Annotated in this window: 17 protein-coding genes; 10 read left to right on the forward strand and 7 right to left on the reverse strand. The window is 65.0% G+C overall.

The window, feature by feature from the left end; genetic code table 11:
* The first annotated feature begins 188 nt into the window (after positions 1 to 188).
* The 8 genes from GA0061099_RS30010 to GA0061099_RS30045 are packed head-to-tail and all read left to right on the forward strand — an operon-like array spanning position 189 to position 9,163.
* Complete coding sequence (locus tag GA0061099_RS30010; RefSeq protein WP_036023669.1) at positions 189 to 1,301, forward strand: NAD-dependent epimerase/dehydratase family protein; 1,113 nt, start codon at positions 189 to 191, stop codon at positions 1,299 to 1,301.
* Complete coding sequence (locus GA0061099_RS30015; protein WP_036023667.1) at positions 1,301 to 2,362, forward strand: SDR family NAD(P)-dependent oxidoreductase; 1,062 nt, start codon at positions 1,301 to 1,303, stop codon at positions 2,360 to 2,362. The genes GA0061099_RS30010 and GA0061099_RS30015 overlap by 1 nt, the downstream gene beginning before the upstream one ends.
* Complete coding sequence (locus GA0061099_RS30020) at positions 2,359 to 3,645, forward strand: TIGR04295 family B12-binding domain-containing radical SAM protein (protein ID WP_036023664.1); 1,287 nt, start codon at positions 2,359 to 2,361, stop codon at positions 3,643 to 3,645. The genes GA0061099_RS30015 and GA0061099_RS30020 overlap by 4 nt, the downstream gene beginning before the upstream one ends.
* Positions 3,642 to 4,754 carry a glycosyltransferase family 4 protein gene (locus GA0061099_RS30025; RefSeq protein ID WP_036023662.1) on the forward strand — a complete coding sequence of 371 codons (1,113 nt, stop codon included), beginning with the start codon at positions 3,642 to 3,644 and terminating at the stop codon, positions 4,752 to 4,754. The genes GA0061099_RS30020 and GA0061099_RS30025 overlap by 4 nt, the downstream gene beginning before the upstream one ends.
* Positions 4,751 to 5,881 carry a CgeB family protein gene (locus GA0061099_RS30030; RefSeq protein WP_036023660.1) on the forward strand — a complete coding sequence of 377 codons (1,131 nt, stop codon included), beginning with the start codon at positions 4,751 to 4,753 and terminating at the stop codon, positions 5,879 to 5,881. Before GA0061099_RS30025 ends, GA0061099_RS30030 begins: the two co-directional genes overlap by 4 nt.
* Positions 5,878 to 6,966 carry a CgeB family protein gene (locus GA0061099_RS30035; protein ID WP_036023658.1) on the forward strand — a complete coding sequence of 363 codons (1,089 nt, stop codon included), beginning with the start codon at positions 5,878 to 5,880 and terminating at the stop codon, positions 6,964 to 6,966. The genes GA0061099_RS30030 and GA0061099_RS30035 overlap by 4 nt, the downstream gene beginning before the upstream one ends.
* Positions 6,963 to 8,087 (forward strand): CgeB family protein, encoded by a 1,125-nt coding sequence (locus GA0061099_RS30040; RefSeq protein WP_036023657.1) that lies wholly within the window; start codon positions 6,963 to 6,965, stop codon positions 8,085 to 8,087. The genes GA0061099_RS30035 and GA0061099_RS30040 overlap by 4 nt, the downstream gene beginning before the upstream one ends.
* 11 nt (positions 8,088 to 8,098) lie before the next feature.
* Positions 8,099 to 9,163, forward strand: a complete 1,065-nt coding sequence (locus tag GA0061099_RS30045) for a UDP-glucuronic acid decarboxylase family protein (RefSeq protein ID WP_036023654.1) — start codon at positions 8,099 to 8,101, stop codon at positions 9,161 to 9,163.
* Between the two features lie 39 nt (positions 9,164 to 9,202).
* Here the strand turns inward: GA0061099_RS30045 and GA0061099_RS30050 are convergent, their stop codons facing one another.
* Positions 9,203 to 11,506, reverse strand: coding sequence for a TonB-dependent receptor (locus tag GA0061099_RS30050; protein WP_036023651.1), 2,304 nt, complete (start codon positions 11,504 to 11,506; stop codon positions 9,203 to 9,205).
* On the reverse strand, positions 11,487 to 12,566 hold the full coding sequence (locus GA0061099_RS30055; RefSeq protein ID WP_050995897.1) for a HoxN/HupN/NixA family nickel/cobalt transporter: 1,080 nt from the start codon (positions 12,564 to 12,566) through the stop codon (positions 11,487 to 11,489). The genes GA0061099_RS30050 and GA0061099_RS30055 overlap by 20 nt, the downstream gene beginning before the upstream one ends.
* Positions 12,567 to 12,674: 108 nt before the next feature.
* On the opposite strand from GA0061099_RS30055, the gene GA0061099_RS41440 reads away from it, so the two are divergent.
* Together GA0061099_RS41440 and GA0061099_RS30060 are read left to right on the forward strand one after the other, a co-directional pair.
* Complete coding sequence (locus tag GA0061099_RS41440) at positions 12,675 to 12,827, forward strand: hypothetical protein (protein WP_156447252.1); 153 nt, start codon at positions 12,675 to 12,677, stop codon at positions 12,825 to 12,827.
* Positions 12,828 to 12,899: 72 nt separating this feature from the next.
* A complete protein-coding gene (locus GA0061099_RS30060; protein WP_036023649.1) occupies positions 12,900 to 13,100 on the forward strand; it encodes a hypothetical protein in 201 nt (66 codons plus the stop codon).
* A 15-nt stretch (positions 13,101 to 13,115) separates the two neighbouring features.
* Here GA0061099_RS30060 and GA0061099_RS30065 read toward each other — a convergent pair whose 3' ends face one another.
* Genes GA0061099_RS30065 through GA0061099_RS30085 form a run of 5 tightly spaced genes read right to left on the reverse strand, consistent with a single transcriptional unit; the run spans position 13,116 to position 18,743 of the window.
* Entirely contained in the window at positions 13,116 to 14,117 is a 1,002-nt protein-coding gene (locus GA0061099_RS30065; RefSeq protein WP_036023646.1) for a formate dehydrogenase subunit gamma, read from the reverse strand.
* 40 nt (positions 14,118 to 14,157) lie between these two features.
* Positions 14,158 to 14,754 (reverse strand): formate dehydrogenase FDH3 subunit beta, encoded by a 597-nt coding sequence (gene fdh3B / locus GA0061099_RS30070; protein WP_036005105.1) that lies wholly within the window; start codon positions 14,752 to 14,754, stop codon positions 14,158 to 14,160.
* Between the two features lie 13 nt (positions 14,755 to 14,767).
* The gene (locus tag GA0061099_RS41445) at positions 14,768 to 17,710 is read right to left on the reverse strand and encodes a formate dehydrogenase subunit alpha (RefSeq protein ID WP_036005108.1); all 2,943 of its coding nucleotides are present in this window, start codon (positions 17,708 to 17,710) and stop codon (positions 14,768 to 14,770) included.
* Positions 17,711 to 17,724: 14 nt separating this feature from the next.
* A complete protein-coding gene (locus tag GA0061099_RS30080; protein WP_036023641.1) occupies positions 17,725 to 17,934 on the reverse strand; it encodes a twin-arginine translocation signal domain-containing protein in 210 nt (69 codons plus the stop codon).
* A gap of 29 nt (positions 17,935 to 17,963) precedes the next feature.
* Entirely contained in the window at positions 17,964 to 18,743 is a 780-nt protein-coding gene (locus tag GA0061099_RS30085; protein WP_036023638.1) for a molecular chaperone TorD family protein, read from the reverse strand.
* Between the last annotated feature and the right edge of the window lie 90 nt (positions 18,744 to 18,833).

Here is an 18,833-nt window from a genome sequence, read left to right on the forward strand (position 1 = left end):
ACTTGGGTTATTGATCCAGGTTAGAGAAATTTTCGTTTGTAGGTTTCGCAGGAACGAACATTCCTTGCACCGCTTCTAACTCCCAGACGTGACTGGCGCGCAGGTCGCCCGACCAAGCAAAGGCGCGCTTCAACTCTCATCATCGGCTGGTCCCGAACGGATCGGTCCCATGCGGCACGGAGCGGTGAATGACGCGAGTATTGATTACCGGAGGCGCGGGATTCATCGGTTCGCATACGGCCGACGTGCTGCTTGCGGCTGGCTATGAGGTCCGCCTTCTCGACAATCTCTCTCCGCAGGTCCATGGCGGCAACCGTCAGCGGCCCGCTTATCTCGCGGACGATGCCGAGCTCGTGGTCGGCGACGTCACGGACAGCGTCGCCGTCGAACAGGCCTTGCGCGGCGCCGACATGGTCCTGCATCTCGCCTCCGCCGTCGGCGTCGGCCAGAGCATGTACGACATCGAGCCCTATGTCAGGACGAACGAGCTCGGCACCGCCGTGCTGCTGCAGGCGCTGGCGAAGCGACCGGTCGCACGGCTGGTGGTGGCGTCCTCGATGAGCATCTACGGCGAGGGCCTGTATCGTGATGCCGTCGGCAACGTCGTGGCTTGCGACGAACGACCGATCGGGCAGCTTCGCCAAGGAGAGTGGGAACTGCGGGATCATGCAGGCCATGCGCTCGATCCCGTGCCTACGCCTGAGACCAAGCAGCCGTCTTTGAGCTCGATCTACGCGCTGAACAAATATGCGCAGGAGCGGATGTGCCTGATCACGGGCAAGGCCTACGGCATTCCGACGGTCGGCTTGCGCTTCTTCAACGTGTTCGGTCCGCGGCAAGCGCTGTCGAATCCCTATACCGGGGTGCTGGCCATCTTCGCCGCGCGGCTGCTCAATGGCCGGCCGCCGCTCGTCTTCGAAGACGGCCTGCAGCGGCGCGACTTCGTCCACGTGCACGATGTCGCCCGCGCCTGCCGCATGGCGCTCGAATCCGACCACGCCCAGGACGTCTTCAACGTCGGCTCGGGCCAGAGCCGCACCATTCTGTCGGTAGCCGAGGATCTTGCCCAGGTGATGGGACGGTGTGAGATCGCTGCCGAGATCACACGGAAATACCGTGCTGGCGACATCCGGCACTGCTTCGCCGACATCGGCAAATCACGCGACCTGCTCGGCTTCGAGCCGCATGTCGCGTTCAAGGACGGGCTCGAAGAGCTCGCCGGGTACCTCGCCGACCAGATCGCCGACGATCAGGCGGAGCGGGCGACCCGTGAGCTGCTGCAACGAGGGTTGGTCGCGTGATGAGTGAACAAGACAACAGACCTGTCCTGGTCACCGGCGGCTGCGGCTTCATCGGCTGCAATCTCGCCGACCGTCTGGCCGAGCGCGGCGACCGTGTGCTGGTGCTGGACAATCTCGCCCGCGCCGGCGTGCGCGAGAACGCGCAATGGCTGAAATCCCGGCATGGCGAGCGCGTCGCGATCACGGTGGCCGATATCCGCGACCCCATTCCGGTGATCGACGCCGTGCGCGAGGCACGCGCCGTGCTGCACCTCGCGGCCCAGGTCGCCGTCACCGACAGCGTCAGCGATCCCTCGGCCGATTTCGAGATCAACGCCCGTGGCACGCTGAACGTGCTCGAAGCCGTCCGCCTGCACAACGCCTCAGCGCCAGTGATCTTCGCCTCGACCAACAAGGTCTACGGGCGCCTGATCGAGGACAGCGAGATCGCGCTCACCGGCCGTCGCTACACGCCGGTCAACGATCTGCTCGCCGGCGGCATTTCGGAGAACGCCCCGCTCGATTTCTACAGCCCCTATGGTTGCTCCAAGGGCACCGCCGATCAATACGTCCACGATTATGCCCGGGTGTTCGGGCTGCAGACCGTGGTGATGCGCATGAGCTGCATCTACGGGCCGCGGCAATTCGGCACCGAGGACCAGGGCTGGATCGCACACTTCCTGCTCAGCGCCATAAGCGGCAATCCGCTGACGATCTATGGCGACGGCAAGCAGGTCCGCGACGCGCTGCACGTGTCGGACGCGGTGAGCGCCTGGCTCGCGGCGCTCGACCACATCGCGCTGGCGCGCGGGCGCGTCTTCAATCTCGGCGGCGGTCCGGCGAATGCGATCAGCCTGCTCGAGTTGATCGACCGCATCACCGAGCTGACGGGCCGCAAGCTCAGCTATCGCTTTGCGGACTGGCGACCGGGCGATCAGCCCTGGTACGTAACCGACACGCGGGCGCTCGCCACCGCGCTCGGCTGGACGCCGCAAATGCTCCTCGCCGATGGCCTGCGCTCGCTCCACACCTGGCTCGACAGCCGCTTCGGATCACAGAATAGAAGCGAGGCCCTGGCATGACGCGGGTCGCCCTCATCAATCCGAACTGGGACTTTTCGGGCAGCATCTATTTCGGCTGCCGCTCGCCTCACCTGCCGCTCGAGCTCGGCATCTCCCAGCACTATCTGAAGGCGGCCGGCCACGACACGTTGCTGCTCGATGCGCATATGTTCGATCTCTCCCTCCGCGACATCGAGGCCGAGCTGCGCGCCTTTCGTCCCGGCCAGATCGTCTTCACCACCGCACCGACCTATCTGTTCTGGCGCTGCGCGCCGCCCGAGCTGCGCGTGCCGCAGCAACTCGCCATCGCGGTGCGGGACCTTGCGCCGACCCTGATCGCGGTCGGCCCGCATGGTTCGACCACGCCGAAGACCGCGCTGAAGAAGCTCGGCGTCGATATCGTCGTGATGGGCGAGTGCGAGGCGTCCCTGCTGCGTCTCGCCAATGGCGAGCGGGACTTTCCCGGCCTGTGCTTCGCCGACGGTGCGTCGCTCCGGGTCAATGGCGGCCCGCAGGCGGTCGCCTTCAACGATCAGCCCGCGCTCGATTGGCCTGACGAGATGATCCGGCGTCACCATCACCATCATCACCGCTTCGAGGCCGCGCCGACCGCACCGGGCGCCGAGGTGGAGGCCTCGCGCGGCTGCCCCTACAACTGCACGTTCTGCGCCAAGGAGAATTTCCGCAACGCCTATCGCAAGCGGCCACCCGCCGTCATTCTCGGAGAGATCGATCGTCTGCGCCGCCATGGCATCGAGTACGTCTACTTCATCGACGAGATCTTTCTTCCCAATCGCGAACTTTTGGAAGGCTTGACGACGCGCGGGCTGAAGTTCGGCGTGCAGACGCGGATCGACCTCTGGAAGCCCGACATGCTCGCCCTGCTCGGGCGCGCCGGCTGCGTCTCGATCGAAGCCGGCATCGAGAGCCTCACCGTGGAAGGGCGCGCGGCCCTCGCCAAGAATTGCAAGATGACGACGGATCAGCTCGCCGACCGGCTGGTCGAAGCCCGCCGCCACGTCCCCTTCGTGCAGGCCAATTTGATCGAGGTGCCCGAGGACGACGATCCCGTGGTGCAGCGCTGGCGCCGCACCATGCAGGATGCCGGCGTCTGGGCCAACGATCCGGTGCCGCTCTACCCCTATCCCGGCTCTCCCGACTACCGCAAGCTCTGGGGCGAGCCCGACGATGTCGCCTGGGAGCGCGCACACCGGCACTATCTCGCGATGTTCGACCAGTTCAGCGACGTGCAGAACGGTCGCCCGGTGCCACTCGACAGCCTCGAAGTCCAGGTGGCCTCATGAACCGTGGCGCCGACATCAGGATCATGATGACGACCGACACGGTTGGCGGCGTGTGGACCTATTCCTGCGCCCTCGCCACAAGTCTCGCTGCGTCCGGGGCCGACGTCACGCTGGTGACGCTGGGCCCGCGGGCGCGCGTCGATCAGCGTCAGATGCTGCACGAGACCAGCGTTCACCTGATCGAGACGGACCTCGCACTCGAATGGCAGGACCCGGAGGGCCAAAACGTTTCCGACGCAAGGCGCGTGCTTGCGAAGCTCGAAGCCAGATTGATGCCCGACGTTGTGCATCTCAACAGCTTTCGCGAGGCGACCTTTGCATGGCAGGCCCCGACCGTGCTGGTGGCGCATTCCTGCGTAAATTCGTGGGCACTCGCCTGCCACGATACGGCCTGGCTTGGCGAGCCCAAATGGCGCCGCTACAGCGAGCGGGTCGCCGCCGCGCTCGACGCGGCGCAGGCCTGGGTCTGTCCGAGCCGGGCCTTCCACGACGACATCACGGCGATCTACCAGCCGCGATCGCGCGGCGCGGTGATCTGGAACGGAATTTCGCCACGCGCCCCGTCTGGGCGAAAGCAGGACCTGATTTTCGCGGCAGGACGGCTGTGGGACCGAGCCAAGAACATCGAAGCGCTCGCCGCCGCCGCGCCTGGGCTGGATTGGCCGGTCGAGGTGGCCGGTCCTATCGAAGCACGCCTGCCAGCGGGTATCACCTGGCTCGGAGAGCTGCCGCACGCGGCGCTGGAGACGCGCCTGCAGCATGCAGCGATCTTCGTCAGCCCCGCACTCTATGAACCGTTCGGTCTCTCGGTGCTGGAAGCCGCCGCCGCCGGCTGCGCGCTGGTCCTCTCTGACATCCCGACCTTCAGGGAATTGTGGCGCGGCGCCGCCTTGTTCGTCGATCCCGCCGACAGCGAGGCGCTGCACCGGGCTCTGGCAGAGCTTTGCGCTGACGATATGGGTCGAGCAAAGCTGCAGACCGCTGCCTATGAGCAATCCCTGACCTATTCGCTGACGCGCACGACGAGCGCCTATCTCGGTCTCTACCGGGACCTGATCGCATCGCGCCGGAAGAGCGCCGCGGCCAGCCAGATCGAGGTGCGCGCATGAAATGCGTCCTATTCTATCATGCCTTCACCTCCTGCTGGAACAACGGCAACGCGCATTTCCTGCGTGGCTATGCGCGCGAGCTCCATGCGCTCGGGCACGAGGTGGTCGTGTTCGAGCCCATCGACGGCTGGAGCCGCCTGAACGCCATTCGCGAAGGAGGGAGTCATGCGATGGAGGACATTCCCGCCCTCTTCCCCGGCATCGACATCCGCCGCTACGACACCAGCCTCGATCTCGAGCGGGCGCTTGATGGCGCGGATCTCGTCATCGTGCATGAATGGAATTCGCCCGATCTCATCGCGCAGATCGGGCGCAGGCGGGTGCAAGGCGGGTCCTTCACCCTGCTCTTTCACGATACCCATCACCGTGCGGTCAGCGCGCCCGACGAGCTTGCGCAATTCGATCTCGACGGATTCGACGGCGTGCTCGCCTTCGGCGAGGTGCTTCGGCAGATCTATCTGAAGCTCGGCTGGGCAGACCGGGTCTTCACATGGCACGAGGCAGCGGACGTTGCGCTGTATCACCCGTTGCCCCAGGTCGAGCGGACCGACGATCTGGTCTGGATCGGCAATTGGGGCGACGGCGAGCGCAGCGCCGAGCTGACCGAGTTCCTGGTCGAGCCCGTGGCGGAGATGAAGCTCCGCGCCAGCGTCCATGGCGTGCGCTATTCGGATGATGCGCTCCGCACCATCAGGAGCGCAGGCATCCGCTATGGCGGCTGGCTGCCGGCGCACTGGGCCCCCGTCGCCTTCGCGGGCGCGCGCGCGACCATCCATGTGCCGCGCGGGCCTTACGTCGCCCTGCTTCCGGGCATCCCGACCATCCGCGTCTTCGAGGCGCTGGCCTGCGGCATTCCCCTGGTTTCGGCACCCTGGTCGGATGAGGAAGGCCTGTTCCCCGAGGGCGCTTATCTCAGCGTTGGCGATGGCCAACAGATGAAGCATGCGCTTCGGTCCGTCATCGACGATCCGGAATTCTCTGCCGCGATGGTGGCGACCGGCCTGAAGGTCATCAGGGATCGTCATACCTGCCGCCACCGCGCCGAGCAGCTCATCGACATCGTCACCGACCTCAGGGATTCCAGCCGCTCGGCACGGCCTCAGCACGACATCGGAGCCGTCGCATGAAGATCTGCTTCTTCGGATCCAGCCTCGTCTCGTCCTACTGGAACGGCGCTGCCACCTACTACCGTGGCATGCTGAAGGAGATCGCGGCGCTCGGCCACGAGGTCACCTTCTACGAACCCGACGCCTTCGACCGCCAGTCGCATCGCGACATCGACGAGCCGGATTGGGCCAGGGTGGTGGTCTATCCCGCGACCGCCGACGGCTGGCGCCGCGCGCTCGACACCGCCGCACAATCGGCCGACATGCTGGTCAAGGCCAGCGGCGTCGGCGTCTTTGATCTCGAGCTGGAGAACGCCGTCGCCGCGCTGCCCTCGCGGCTGACGCGGATCTATTGGGACGTCGATGCTCCCGCCACGCTCGAGGCGATGGAAAGCGATCCGCAGCATCATCTGCGTCGCGCGATCCCATACTACGACATGGTCCTGACCTATGGCGGCGGCGAACCCGTCGTCTCCGCGTATCGATCGGTGGGCGCGCGGGACTGCGTGCCGATCTACAACGCACTCGATCCCTCCACGCATTTTCCGTCACCGCCCAATCCGCGCTTTGCCTGCGATCTCAGCTTGCTGGCGAACCGCCTGCCCGACCGCGAGACGCGCGTTGAGCATTTCTTCCTCGACGTTGCACGCCATCTGCCCGAAAAGTCCTTCGTGCTCGGCGGCTCCGGCTGGGACGACAAGGACGCCTCCGCCAATCTGCGCAAGGTCGGCCATGTCGGCACCGCCGATCACAACGCGTTCTTCGGCTCCGCGCTCGCCACGCTCAACGTCAATCGCGACAGCATGGCGCGCTATGGCTTCTCACCGCCGACGCGGGTGTTCGAAGCGATCGGCGCCGGCGCCTGCCTGATCACCGACGAGTGGGCCGGCATCGATCATTTCCTCGAACCCGGCCGCGAGGTGCTGGTGGCCGCCGACGGAGCCGAGGTGGCCGAGCACCTCACCGCGCTCGATCCCGAGCGGGCCCGGTCTATCGCCCGCCGCGCCCGCGCACGCATCCTCAGCCAGCACACTTACCGGCAGCGCGCCCGCCAGTTCAACGATCTCTTCGTCGCCCACAGCTCCCGAATCGAGGCAGCAGAATGAACCTCTCCATCGTCGTCATCGGTCTTTCGGTCACTTCGTCCTGGGGCAACGGTCATGCCACGACCTACCGCGCCCTGATCGAAGCGCTGGCGCGACGAGGTCACCGCGTCACGTTCCTGGAGCGGGACGTGCCCTGGTATCGCGATCACCGCGACCTGACCAAGCCCTCTGCCTGGACTGTCGAATTGTACCATTCTTCGAAAGATGTTCCGCGCCAGTTCGGCAAGCTGATCCGCGATGCCGATCTGGTGATCATCGGCTCTTATGTTCCTGACGGGATCGCGCTCGCCGAATGGACCACGACGCACGCGAGGGGCATCACCGCGTTCTACGACATCGACACGCCAGTCACTCTGGCGCGGCTCGAGCAAGGCCTCGACTATCTCTCGGCGGCAATGATCCCGCGCTTCGATCTCTATCTGTCGTTCACCGGCGGACCGGTGCCCGGCATGATCGAGCAGAGCTACGGCAGTCCGCTCGCGCGTGTGCTTTACTGCAGCGCAGACGCGGAGATCTACGCGCCGAAGCAGGCGCCGCCGAAATGGGCGCTCGGCTATCTCGGGACCTACAGCGAGGACCGGCAGCCCGTTCTCGAGGAGCTGCTGCTGGCACCGGCGCGCACGCTGCCGAGCGATCAATTCGTCGTCGCCGGTGCGCAATATCCGGACAATATCGCCTGGCCCGCCAACGTTACGCGGATCGAGCACCTCTCGCCGAAGCAGCACCCGGAGTTCTACGCGGCGCAGCGTTTCACGCTGAACGCCACCCGCGCCGACATGAAGGCGCTGGGCTTCTCCCCGAGCGTCCGGCTGTTCGAGGCCGCCGCCTGCGGCACGCCCGTGATCTCGGACCGGTGGCCCGGGATCGAGACGATCTTCGCGCCCTCGAAGGAAATCCTGCTGGCAGCCAGCCCGCGCGAGGTCGTCGAGATCCTGCGCGACATGCCGGAAGAGCAACGGCGCACGATCGCCCACAACGCGCGGCGGCGGGTTCTCGCCGATCACACGCCCGACCATCGCGCACGGCAGCTGGAGACCTATTACGCCGAGGCAGCCGCGCGGCGCCGCCGCAAGACGGCGCCACTCCCCGTCGTTCGCCCCATGCAGGTCGCCCAACTCTGAAAGGCCACGTCATGACGCTCCAGACCCGCATCCACGCGTCCCGCCGCTCGCCGACGGTCCTGGTCGCCGGCGGCGCCGGCTTCATCGGATCGCATCTCTGCGACGCGCTCCTGCAACGCGGCAGCATGGTGATCTGCCTGGACAATTTGTTCACGGGAACCACCGACAACATCCGGCCTCTGCTCAACCATCCGAACTTCCGCTTCATCGAGCATGACGTACGCGATTCCATCGAGATCGAGGGCGGGATCGACCGGATCTACAGCCTCGCCTGCCCGGCCTCGCCCCGCCATTATCAAGTCGATCCGGTCGGAACGATGAAGACTTGCGTGCTCGGCTCGATCAACCTGCTCGAACTGGCGCGGCAGAAGGGTTCCCGGATTCTTCAGGCCTCCACCAGCGAGGTCTACGGCGACCCGGAGGTGCATCCGCAGCCGGAATCCTATCTCGGCAACGTCAATCCGATCGGGCCGCGGGCCTGTTACGACGAAGGCAAGCGCGCCGCGGAGACGCTGATGTTCGACTACCGGCGCATGCACGGGACCGAGATCAAGGTCGCGCGCATCTTCAACACCTACGGGCCGCGCATGCTCGAGAATGACGGCCGCGTCGTGTCCAACTTCATCGTGCAGGCGTTGCGTGGCGAGCCGATCACGATCTACGGCCAGGGCACGCAAACCCGCAGCTTTTGCTTCGTCGACGATCTCGTGCGGGGGCTTCAGCTCCTGATGGAGAGCCCCGCCTCGGTCAGCGGTCCGTGCAATCTCGGCAATCCGCACGAGGTCACGATCGAGGCCATCGCCCGTGAGGTGCTGGCATGCACCGAATCTGCGTCCCCGCTGCGCTTCGAGCCCCTGCCGAAGGACGATCCCAGGCGGCGCAAGCCTGTGATCGACGCCGCCGAGAAGATCCTGGGATGGCGTCCGAGGGTGGCATTGAAGGACGGCCTTCAAGCGACCATCGCCTATTTTGCGCTCCGTCTCGCCGGGGAATCGCCCACGCTCGTGCCGGCCATCGCCGCGCGCAGGACGCGCCATTCAGCACGCGGCCGCCTGACGATGTCCGAGCAACCGTGAAGGCCTTGGCGGGTCGCCCAATGCGCCAGCGCGATAAACCTAAAACGTCCCGGCCAAAGTGACCCGGAACGCCATCGGCTCGACCGGGTGCAGCACATAATCCATCACGCCGTTCCCGCAGACCGCGGCAGGTGCGGCATTGGCGGCGCAGAGATTGTAGAGCGTATCGGTCTTCAACAGCGAGCCATAGGCATAGGTGATCTGGTTCGCCTTGCTGTTGAAGAGATTGAGCACGTCGAACTGGATGCGCCAGCCGTTCTCGCTGCGGTAGCCGAGCCGCGCGTTGACGAGGCCGGTCGGCCGCGAGCGGAACGCATTGTCCTCCGTCAACGGGCTGGAGCCGATGTAGCGCCAGCGCGCGCTGCCGAACCAGCCGGTCTTCTCGCCTAGCGTTATTCCGGCCGATGCCACCACCGCGGGGGCGTTGGGAATGTAGTTGCCGGGCGCATTGCCGATCTGCGCTTCCGGATAGCCGGCGAGCGAGGCATAGACCGCGGCCTGCTCGCTGTCATAGCCCCGGAAGCGCGCATGCGTCATTGCGAGATCCGCGTCGATGTCGATCCAGGACCGTGGCCGGTAGTGGTTGGTCCACTCGAAGCCGTAGCGGCGGCTGGCGCGCGTTGCCGAGGTGTCGCCGGCATCGCCAGCGAACAGGATCTCGGAATCCTGGTCCAGGATGAAGAGGCTGAGAGAGCTGTCGAGGCCGGGAATGATCCTGCTGCGAACCCCGACCTCCGCGCCTCTGGTGCGCACCAGGAGCGGCGACGGCGTGAGCCTTGTCGCGGGATCGGTGGGATCCTCCGTCGTGGTCGCACCGCGGGCATCGTTCGAGTGCATGCCGTAGCCGGCGCCGAGGAAGAATTCCGTATGATTGAACGGACCAAGCACCATCCTGAATTTCGGGCTGCCGAGCGCGGCATCGGCGCGACCGGAATTTGCGGCGTTGAACAGAGAGGTGACGTCGGCGGCGTAATAATCGCCCCGCCAGCCCAACGTCGTCCTGAGCCAGTCGGTCCAGCGCACCGTGTTCTCGGCATAGACCCCGACGCTGCCCTCGCCGACCTTGTCGCTGCGGATATTGCCGATGAAGCCGCGCCGGAACGTATTGGTGAGCGCGAGGTCGATCGCATCATAGCGCGATTGCAGACCGAAGGTGGTCTGCATCGGCAGGCCGGCAAAGGAGCCGTCCAGCGTGCGCGAGACATTGGCGCCCGCCATCAAGCGGTCGTCGTGCTGGTGGAACTGGTCGCCGAGCACGGGATCGTCGAGGAAGTAAGTGAAATTGTTGAAGAGGTCGAGCTGGCTCTTCACCAGATAGGCGTTGGCCTTCCATGAACCGATGTCGTCGGTCTGCGCGATGCGCCCGGACAGCGCAAAGCGGTTGGCATGGCCGCCGTCGCTCGGATCTTCCGAACCATAACGGCCGAGCAGGCCGCTGGTGATGGCGCGCTGCGGCACCTGGTCGGTCGCATTCCATTGGTTGACGTAGGCCATGCCGGTGAGCGACATGCCGTCGGTCGCGGTGCCCTGGCTATAGCGCACGAGGCCGTTGAGCTTTCGCAATTTGTCCGGATTGTCCCACGGGCCGTCGTAGGTACCGATCTCGCCGGCCACCAGCAGCGAACCGTCGCCAACCTTCGCGGAATCCATGCCGAGCAGACGGCGGTAACCGAAGCTGCCGGCGCTCACCTGCGCCAGCCGCCTTGTGCTGTCGATCAGGCCGATGTGAACGCTTCCGACCGAGGCGAAGTCGCCTTCGTCGGCGAAGTAAGGTCCCTTGCGCACGTCCATTGCGGCGATGGTTTCCGGGATCAGCCAGTTGAGATCGGCATACCCCTGGCCATGCGCGTGGGTGCGCATGTTGACGGGGACGCCGTCGACGATGATCGCCAGATCGGTGCCGTGGTCGAGATTGTACCCGCGCAGGAAATACTGGTTGGCTTTGCCCTCGCCGGAATGCTGCGTCACGATCAGACCGGGAACGGCTTCGAGCGCCTCGCCCGGCCGTGTGAAAGGGCGCGCGTTGATCTCGTCGCCGGAGACAGTGATCTCGCTGGCCATGCCGGCTGCGGCCCTTGGACCCGAGCCGGCACTGCGCGGATCCGACGCCTGCGCCGTCGCGGAAGAGCGGCGACCGGCCGCGGGCGATCTGGCGGCACGGCGCGATGCGGCCGTCATCTTGCGCCCGGGCGCGGCGCCGCCACTGACCTCAACCGGCGGCAGTTCGCGTGAGGTGTCATTGCTCTGTGCGAAGGCGCGGCCGTCATCCGCGAGCAGCGCCAGGACCGAGAGTGCCGTCAAAGCGCCGCCGTGACGACCGTGCTCAGGCCGCCTCGGTCGCATCGGTGCATTCCAAAACTTTCGTGCCGGCGCGGCGAGGCTCGTTTGCGAACATGCGGCGATAGAGCACGACCGAGACGAGCCATGCGACCGCAAACAGCGCGATCACGACAAAGCCGACATTGGCAAGCGACTCGTTGAGGTCCTCGATCAGCGCCCATGCGCCGCCGGAGAGACCGAGCCGCTCGCCGATCAGGCCGAGCGCTTCGATCCCGCCGATGAACAGTGCAACCGCGACGGAGGCGCCGGTGATCGTGAGATTGTACCAGAGCTTGCGCAAGGGATCGACGAAGGCCCAGCGATAGGCGCTCACCATCAGCGCGGAATCGGCAGTGTCGACCAGCGCCATGCCTGCAGCGAACAGCGCGGGGAAAACCAGCACATCGGCGAGCGAGGCGCCGCGCGCGGCTTCGCTGGCGGAGATGCTGAGCAGGCTGATCTCCGTCGCGGTGTCGAAGCCGAGGCCGAACAGGAAGCCGAGCGGGTACATGTGCCAGGGCTTCGTCACCAGGCGGAACATCGGGCCGAGCAGCCGGGCCAGAATACCGCGGCTGGCAAGCAGCGCATCGAGTTGCGCAGCATCGTGAACGCCCTGCTCCCGCGCCGCGCGAAACGTCCGCCACAGGCCGACGAAAATGACGAGGTTGATCGCGGCAACCGCAAGCAGGAACAGGGCCGAGACTGAGGTGCCGATGAGACCGCCGATCTCCTTGAGCAGGCTGTCGCCGCCGAGGCTCACGACGCCCAGTGCCAGCAGCATGGTCGCCACCACGACGACGGTGGAATGGCCGAGCGCGAAATAGAGGCCGACGCTGCGCGGCGTCTCGGCGCCGTGCATCAGCTTGCGCACGACGTTGTCGATCGCGGCAATGTGATCGGCATCGACGGCATGACGCAGGCCGAACACCCAGGCCAGCAAGGCCGTCGCCATCACCGTCGGCCGGTCGCCGAACAGCGTGAAGGCCCAGGCCCATGCGGCGATGTTGGCGGCGACGAGCCCGCCAAGCAGCGCCACCGTTCCGGGCTCGACCGCCCGCAAAGTCCGCATCGCTGCTCGTTCCATTCGCTCGCCCTTACAGTATGACGTTTATCAAAATTTCTCATACTGGCAAGAGCAAGAGCCGGACCAGTTTCGGTCTGCCCCCTGACGAGCCGACGGAATGCGAGCCAAATGGCGGGCCTGATGGAGGAATTCCGCGTCAGCGGGATCACCGCGCCGATGCGGGATGGGCGCTCGCATTGGCAAGCAGATATCCAGTTTGACGCCGAAGTTGACGGTCGTCAGGGGGAGCTCGACCCACGCAACTGGAACCCGTTGCTGTGAAGCCGCTCACATCCGATTCGACGATCCCGATGTATTCATCGTGCCGGGTGGAGATGGCAGACGGAGACGCGCATGAAACTCCTCATGCTCTCGCTAATCGCAGCCATGCTTCTCGCCGGTGCGGCCAATAGCGTGTTCAGGCCGCATCCAGTGCCTCATTTCGGTCAGCCCGGCATGGCGTCCATTCAAGATATGCAGACGGGACGGGCCGACAAGCTTCCCGAGCAGGAGCTGCAGGACCGCTCCGTCTTGTTTGCGAAAGAGCTGCGGTAGGCCGGCAGGCTCGCTTTATTCGGCCGCTGCGGTCGCAGGTTGCCGCTGCCCATCGTTCGGTCCCGTTCGCGCCATCTGCTCGTCGAGCCAGAGGCTGTGGTGCTCGCGCGCCCAGTTGACGTCGACTTCGCCCGAGCCCATGGCGGCGAACGCACCTTCCATGCCGATGGTGCCGATATAGATGTGCCCGATCATCGCCGCGACGAACAGGACCGCCACAATGGAGTGGACGATCTGGGCCATCTGCATGCTTTCGATACCCGTGCCGTAGAACGGGAACATCAGCGCATAGCCGCTCGCCGCGACGAGCCCACCACCGATCACGACGATCCAGTAGATCATCTTCTGGCCGCCATTGAAGCGATTGGCCGGTGGATGGTCATGCCCGATCAGGCCGCCACCCCGCTTGGCCCATTCGATATCCACCTTATTGGGGATATTGCCGCCGATCCACATCAGGAAGATCAGCACGACCCCCAGCGTGAACGGGAAGCTCAGATAATTGTGGGCGTATTTGGCCCATTGCGACCATTCGGAAAAGGCCTCGAAACCGATCAGCGGCAATAGCAGTTGCCGGCCAAAGGTGACGTTGAGGCCGGAGATCGCCAGGATGATGAAGCAGGTTGCCGTCATCCAGTGCACGAAACGTTCGAAACCGTTGAAGCGCACGATGGTGCGGCCCGAGTGGCCGCTTTCCAGCCGAACCATGCCGCGGGTGAGATAGAAGATCATGATCAGGGCGATCATGCCGATGATGGCAACGCCGCCGATCCAGGGCAGCGTCACCATGCGGAATTCCCGCCATTCCCGCCCCTGCGGCTGCTCGAGAACGCCGGACCGCTGATCCGGAATGCTGACACGCCCTTGAATCCGGTTCAGCTCCTGCAGAAGCTGCTGCTCCTTGACCGAGCTTGCAGTCGGATTGACCTGCTGAGCACTCGCAGGCGCCGCCATCGCCAAGAGAAGCAGCGTGCAAACGCCGAACGCCAGGCGAATGAACCTTCCAAATGACGCCATCACGTCCTCCCCGGTATTTGCGCGCCCTTCTGTTGCCACCTCAGGACTCGATCGCCTCGCGATAAGCGGTCTTCCAGCCCCATGCACCCGAGCCATAGCCGCGCTTCATGACGCGCTCCTTGTAGATCTGCGCGATGATCTCGCCGTCGCCCGCAAGCAAGGATTTGGTCGAGCACATTTCCGCGCAGAGCGGCAGCTTGCCTTCGGCCAGCCGGTTCGCACCGTATTTCGCGTATTCCTCCTTGCTGCCGTCGGCCTCCGGGCCGCCGGCGCAATAGGTGCATTTGTCCATCTTGCCGCGGGAGCCGAAGTTTCCGACCTTTGGATATTGCGGCGCGCCGAACGGACAGGCGTAGAAGCAATAGCCGCAGCCGATGCAGAGGTCCTTGGAGTGCAGCACCACGGCATCGGCCGTGGTGTAGAAGCAGTTCACCGGACAGACCGCCGCGCAGGGCGCGTCCGTGCAGTGCATGCAGGCCATCGAGATCGAGCGCTCGCCCGGCTTGCCGTCGTTGATGGTGACGACACGCCGCCGGTTGATGCCCCAGGGCACCTCGTGCTCGTTCTTGCAGGCGGTGACGCAGGCGTTGCACTCGATGCAGCGATCAGCGTCGCAGAGAAATTTCATCCGAGCCATGTGCGTGCTCCTCTCAGGCTGCGACGATCTGACAAAGCGTGACCTTCGGCTCCTGCATGCCGGTTGCAGGATCGTAGCCGTAGCTCGTGATCGTGTTGGCGCTCTCGCCCAGCACGATCGGATCGGTGCCGGCAGGATAGTTCTTGCGCAGGTCGTTACCGCCGAGCCAGCCGCCGAAATGGAACGGCATCCAGGCGACGCCCTTGCCGACGCGTTCGGTCACCATCGCCTTCATCTTGGCCCGCGAGTTGTTCTCAGCGCCGCTCACCCAGACCCAGCCGCCGTCCTTGATGCCGCGATCGGCGGCATCAGCCGGGCTGATCTCGATGAACATGTCCTGTTGCAATTCGGCGAGCCACGGATTTGTGCGGGTTTCCTCGCCGCCGCCTTCGTATTCGACGAGACGTCCGGAGGAGAGGATCAGCGGGAACTGCTTGGCGATCCCCTTCTCCACCGCCGCCTTCTGCACCGAGAAGCCGATGTTGGGCAGACGGAACTGCTTGGCATCGGGCAAGGTCGGATACTTCTCGACGAGGTCGACGCGCGGCGTGTAGATCGGCTCGCGGTGCACCGGGATCGGATCCGGTAGACCGAACGCATTCATGCGCGCCTTGCCGTTGCCGAAGGGCACGCAGCCATGCTTCAGCGCGACGCGCTGGATGCCGCCGGAGAGGTCGAGCGCCCAGGACACCGCATCCGGATTGGCCGGGTTGACCCGCTGGATGGTCGCCATCTCGGCCTCGGTGAGATCCGTGTCCCAACCGAGCTTCTTCAGGCTCGCCAGCGTGAACTCGGGATAGCCGTCCTCGATCTCCGATCCCTTGGAGAAGGACTTGTCGGCGAGCAGGCTCACCTTCCGCGTCGTGCCGTCGGGCAGCTTCTCCTCGCGCTCGATGCCGAAGCGCGGACGGAATGCGCCGCCGCCGTCCATGACGTGCAGATTGTTGTTGTAGAGCAGCGGCGAGCCGGGATGCTTCACCTCGGGCGAGCCCCAGCACGGCCAAGGCAGGCCATAATAATCGCCGCCGACTTCCGGATCGTCCTTGGGGGCGCGCATCGTCACCAGGTCGAACTTGTGCTGGTTCTTCATGTGCGCCTTGATGCGCTCCGGCGACTGGCCGCAATAACCGGTCGACCAGCTTCCACGGTTGATCTCGCGCAGCACGTCCTCGGGGACCGGAAGGTTGTTCTCGACCTTGATGTTCTTGAACATCTTGTCGGCGAAGCCGAACTTCTTCGCCAGCAGATAGATGATCTCGAGGTCGTCCTTGGATTCGAAGATCGGCTTGACGATCTGCTCGCCCCATTGCATCGAGCGGTTGGAGGCGACGCGCGATCCCGCGCATTCGAACTGCGTCGCCACGGGCAGGATATAGACGCCGTCCTTGCGTCCGGCCTCGACCGCCAGAGACGCCCAGGTGGTCGGGTGCGGATCGGCGATCACCAGCAGCTCCAGCGCCTTCAGGCCCTTCAGCGATTCGGGAATGCGCGTGATGCTGTTGCTGGCGTGGCCTTGCACGAACACGGCCTTGACGTTGTCCTTCTGTGCGACGTCGGCCTTCGGCAACAGCGCGGCATCGAACCAGCGCGTCAGCGGGATGCCTGGCGTCTCCATCTGCTTCTTCTCGTCGAAGCGCGAGACGAGATAGTCGTAGTCGACCTCCCAGACCCGGGACCAGTGCTTCCAGGCGCCCTCCGCGAGGCCGTAATAGAACGGCAACGTCACGATATCGAGGCCGACATCGGTCGCGCCTTGCACGTTGTCATGGCCGCGAAGGATGTTGGCGCCGGCCCCGGCCTTGCCGACGTTGCCCGTCATCAGCAGCGCGATGCAGCTCGCCCGCACGTTGGCGGTGCCGACCGTGTGCTGGGTCTGGCCCATGCACCAGATGATGGTCGCGGGCTTGACCGTCGCGAACGTCTTGGCGACACGCTCGAGCTGCGCGGCGGGCACACCGGTGACGCGCTCGACCTCCTGCGGATTCCATTTCTCGACCTCCTTGCGCAGGTCGTCGAAGCCGTAGACGCGCTGGGCGATGAATTCCTTGTCCTCCCAGCCGTTCTTCAGGATGTGCCACATCATGCCGTAGAGCACGGGAATGTCGGTGCCGGGACGGATGCGGACATATTCGGTGGCATGTGCCGCGGTGCGGGTCAGGCGCGGATCGAAGACGATGAAATTCGCCTTGTTGAGCTCCTTGGATTCGAGCAGGTGCTGCATGCTGACCGGATGCGCTTCCGCCGCGTTGCTGCCGATAAACAGCATCGTCTTGGAGTTGCGCATGTCGTTGATGCTGTTCGTCATCGCGCCGTAGCCCCAGGTATTGGCGACGCCGGTGACGGTGGTGGAGTGGCAGATCCGCGCCTGGTGATCGGTGTTGTTGGTGCCCCAGAACGCGCCCAACTTGCGGAACAGGTAGGCTCCTTCGTTGGTCATCTTGGCCGAGCCGAGCCAATAGACCGAATCGCTGCCCGACTTCTCGCGAACCTGCAGCAGCTTGTCGCCGATCTCGTTCACCGCCGTGTCCCACGACACGCGCGTCCACTGCCCGTTCACCAGCTTCATCGGATAGCGCAGGCGGCGATCGCTGTGCACGAGCTCGCGCACCGAGGCGCCCTTGGCGCAATGCGAGCCACGGTTGATCGGCGAATCCCAGCTCGGTTCCTGCCCGATCCAGACTCCGTTGAGGACTTCCGCCGTCACCGTGCAGCCCACGGCACAATGCGTGCAGATGCTCTTCTTGACGGTGGCGCCGGCCGCGAGCGGGCCGGCGGCGGCCGCCTCCGCCTTTCGCACGTTGCCCACCGGCATGGCCCCGAGCGCGGCGAGCGCGCCGCCGGCCAAACCGGATTTGCGCAGGAATGTGCGGCGATCAAGTCCCCCGCCCTGCCCCGCAAGGGATTCGGCGACGGAACCGCGGCGATCGGAACGCTGGTGTGTTCGCTTGATAAGCACGGGCAGCCTCCCTCTCAGGCCGGATAACGATTGACGCGGTAGAACGTCTTCACGTGATCGGATTCCTTGTAGCGCGCCTTGCGCTTCTCATCGTTGGTTTCACTGTCGGCCTGGGCGGACCCGACCAACGGTGTTGCAAGGGCCGCGCCGGCACCGGCGGTACCCAAGCCGACCTTGCGCAGGAAATCGCGGCGTCCGACCTTTGATTTCGTCTCGTCACTCATCGCATCTCTCCCGGACCGAAGCGCCTCGGTCAGCTGGCGAATGTAAATGCTTCCGTCTCGATTTCGATGAAAGTGCGGCCGAGCGCGCCGACTGCGCGATAGAAACGGGCAGTCCCCGCGTTCTCGATGTCGGCGAACAACCGCCCCATCCATGGCGACACGTGCTTTTCGAAGAAGGCGCGCTGCGCCTCGTGTGAGGCATCGAAGCGGCCATCGGCAAGGCCCGACATGATCTCGCACAGGATGGCAGCGTGATCTTCGGGTTCGGAATCGTTGGCGATACGCTCGATGCCGAGCGTCATCAGGTCGCCGCGCAGGCGCGACAAAGGCCGTTCGTTGAGAAAGCCCGTGAGATAATAGGAAGCATAGGGCAGCAATTCACCGCGGCCGAGCCCGACAAACAAATCGAAATACTCCCGCTCGACTTTCGACGGGACGGCGCTCGAGGCCGCGTCGGCGAGCGCCGCATGCGCACGACCGAGCGGCGTCGCGTCTCCGCTGAGCGCGGCGAGCTGATCGAGCAGGCGCTTCGACGGAGGCGCAGACAGCAGCGCCGCGAGCAAGACGTATTCCCGCGCGCGCGCCGCATCGATGGGATCGACGAGCTCGGCGGAGCCGGCTTGCTCACCGTAAAGATCGCGCCGCAGATCGTTTCGGGAGACGCCGGTCGCCGTTTCGACTGCAACCACCCGTTGTGCGGGCACACGGGTCCAATTCGAGACGGAGGGCTGGCTGATGCCTATTTTGCGTGCAAGCTGAGCGATGCCGCCTGCGGCATCGATCGCTCGATCAAGTCCGTCATCGCGCACGTGGACCTCCCATCCCAGTCCCGTCTGCTTGATTATCGCTTTTGTTACAAAGCAGTAGGTAGCGTAATCCGGGTTCCAGCAACGGTCAAT

Source organism: Bradyrhizobium yuanmingense, from assembly GCF_900094575.1.
In the GTDB taxonomy this organism is placed as follows: domain Bacteria; phylum Pseudomonadota; class Alphaproteobacteria; order Rhizobiales; family Xanthobacteraceae; genus Bradyrhizobium; species Bradyrhizobium yuanmingense.

Coding starts and splice junctions, on each gene's coding strand:
- GA0061099_RS30040 (WP_036023657.1), top strand. CDS start 6,963: ATGAACCTCTCCATCGTCGTCATCGGTCTTTCGGTCACTTCGTCCTGG.
- GA0061099_RS30030 (WP_036023660.1), top strand. CDS start 4,751: ATGAAATGCGTCCTATTCTATCATGCCTTCACCTCCTGCTGGAACAAC.
- GA0061099_RS30045 (WP_036023654.1), top strand. CDS start 8,099: ATGACGCTCCAGACCCGCATCCACGCGTCCCGCCGCTCGCCGACGGTC.
- GA0061099_RS30010 (WP_036023669.1), top strand. CDS start 189: ATGACGCGAGTATTGATTACCGGAGGCGCGGGATTCATCGGTTCGCAT.
- GA0061099_RS30020 (WP_036023664.1), top strand. CDS start 2,359: ATGACGCGGGTCGCCCTCATCAATCCGAACTGGGACTTTTCGGGCAGC.
- GA0061099_RS30025 (WP_036023662.1), top strand. CDS start 3,642: ATGAACCGTGGCGCCGACATCAGGATCATGATGACGACCGACACGGTT.
- GA0061099_RS41440 (WP_156447252.1), top strand. CDS start 12,675: ATGGCGGGCCTGATGGAGGAATTCCGCGTCAGCGGGATCACCGCGCCG.
- GA0061099_RS30055 (WP_050995897.1), bottom strand. CDS start 12,566: ATGGAACGAGCAGCGATGCGGACTTTGCGGGCGGTCGAGCCCGGAACG.
- GA0061099_RS30065 (WP_036023646.1), bottom strand. CDS start 14,117: ATGGCGTCATTTGGAAGGTTCATTCGCCTGGCGTTCGGCGTTTGCACG.
- GA0061099_RS30050 (WP_036023651.1), bottom strand. CDS start 11,506: ATGCGACCGAGGCGGCCTGAGCACGGTCGTCACGGCGGCGCTTTGACG.
- GA0061099_RS30060 (WP_036023649.1), top strand. CDS start 12,900: ATGAAACTCCTCATGCTCTCGCTAATCGCAGCCATGCTTCTCGCCGGT.
- GA0061099_RS30015 (WP_036023667.1), top strand. CDS start 1,301: ATGAGTGAACAAGACAACAGACCTGTCCTGGTCACCGGCGGCTGCGGC.
- GA0061099_RS30080 (WP_036023641.1), bottom strand. CDS start 17,934: ATGAGTGACGAGACGAAATCAAAGGTCGGACGCCGCGATTTCCTGCGC.
- GA0061099_RS30035 (WP_036023658.1), top strand. CDS start 5,878: ATGAAGATCTGCTTCTTCGGATCCAGCCTCGTCTCGTCCTACTGGAAC.
- fdh3B (WP_036005105.1), bottom strand. CDS start 14,754: ATGGCTCGGATGAAATTTCTCTGCGACGCTGATCGCTGCATCGAGTGC.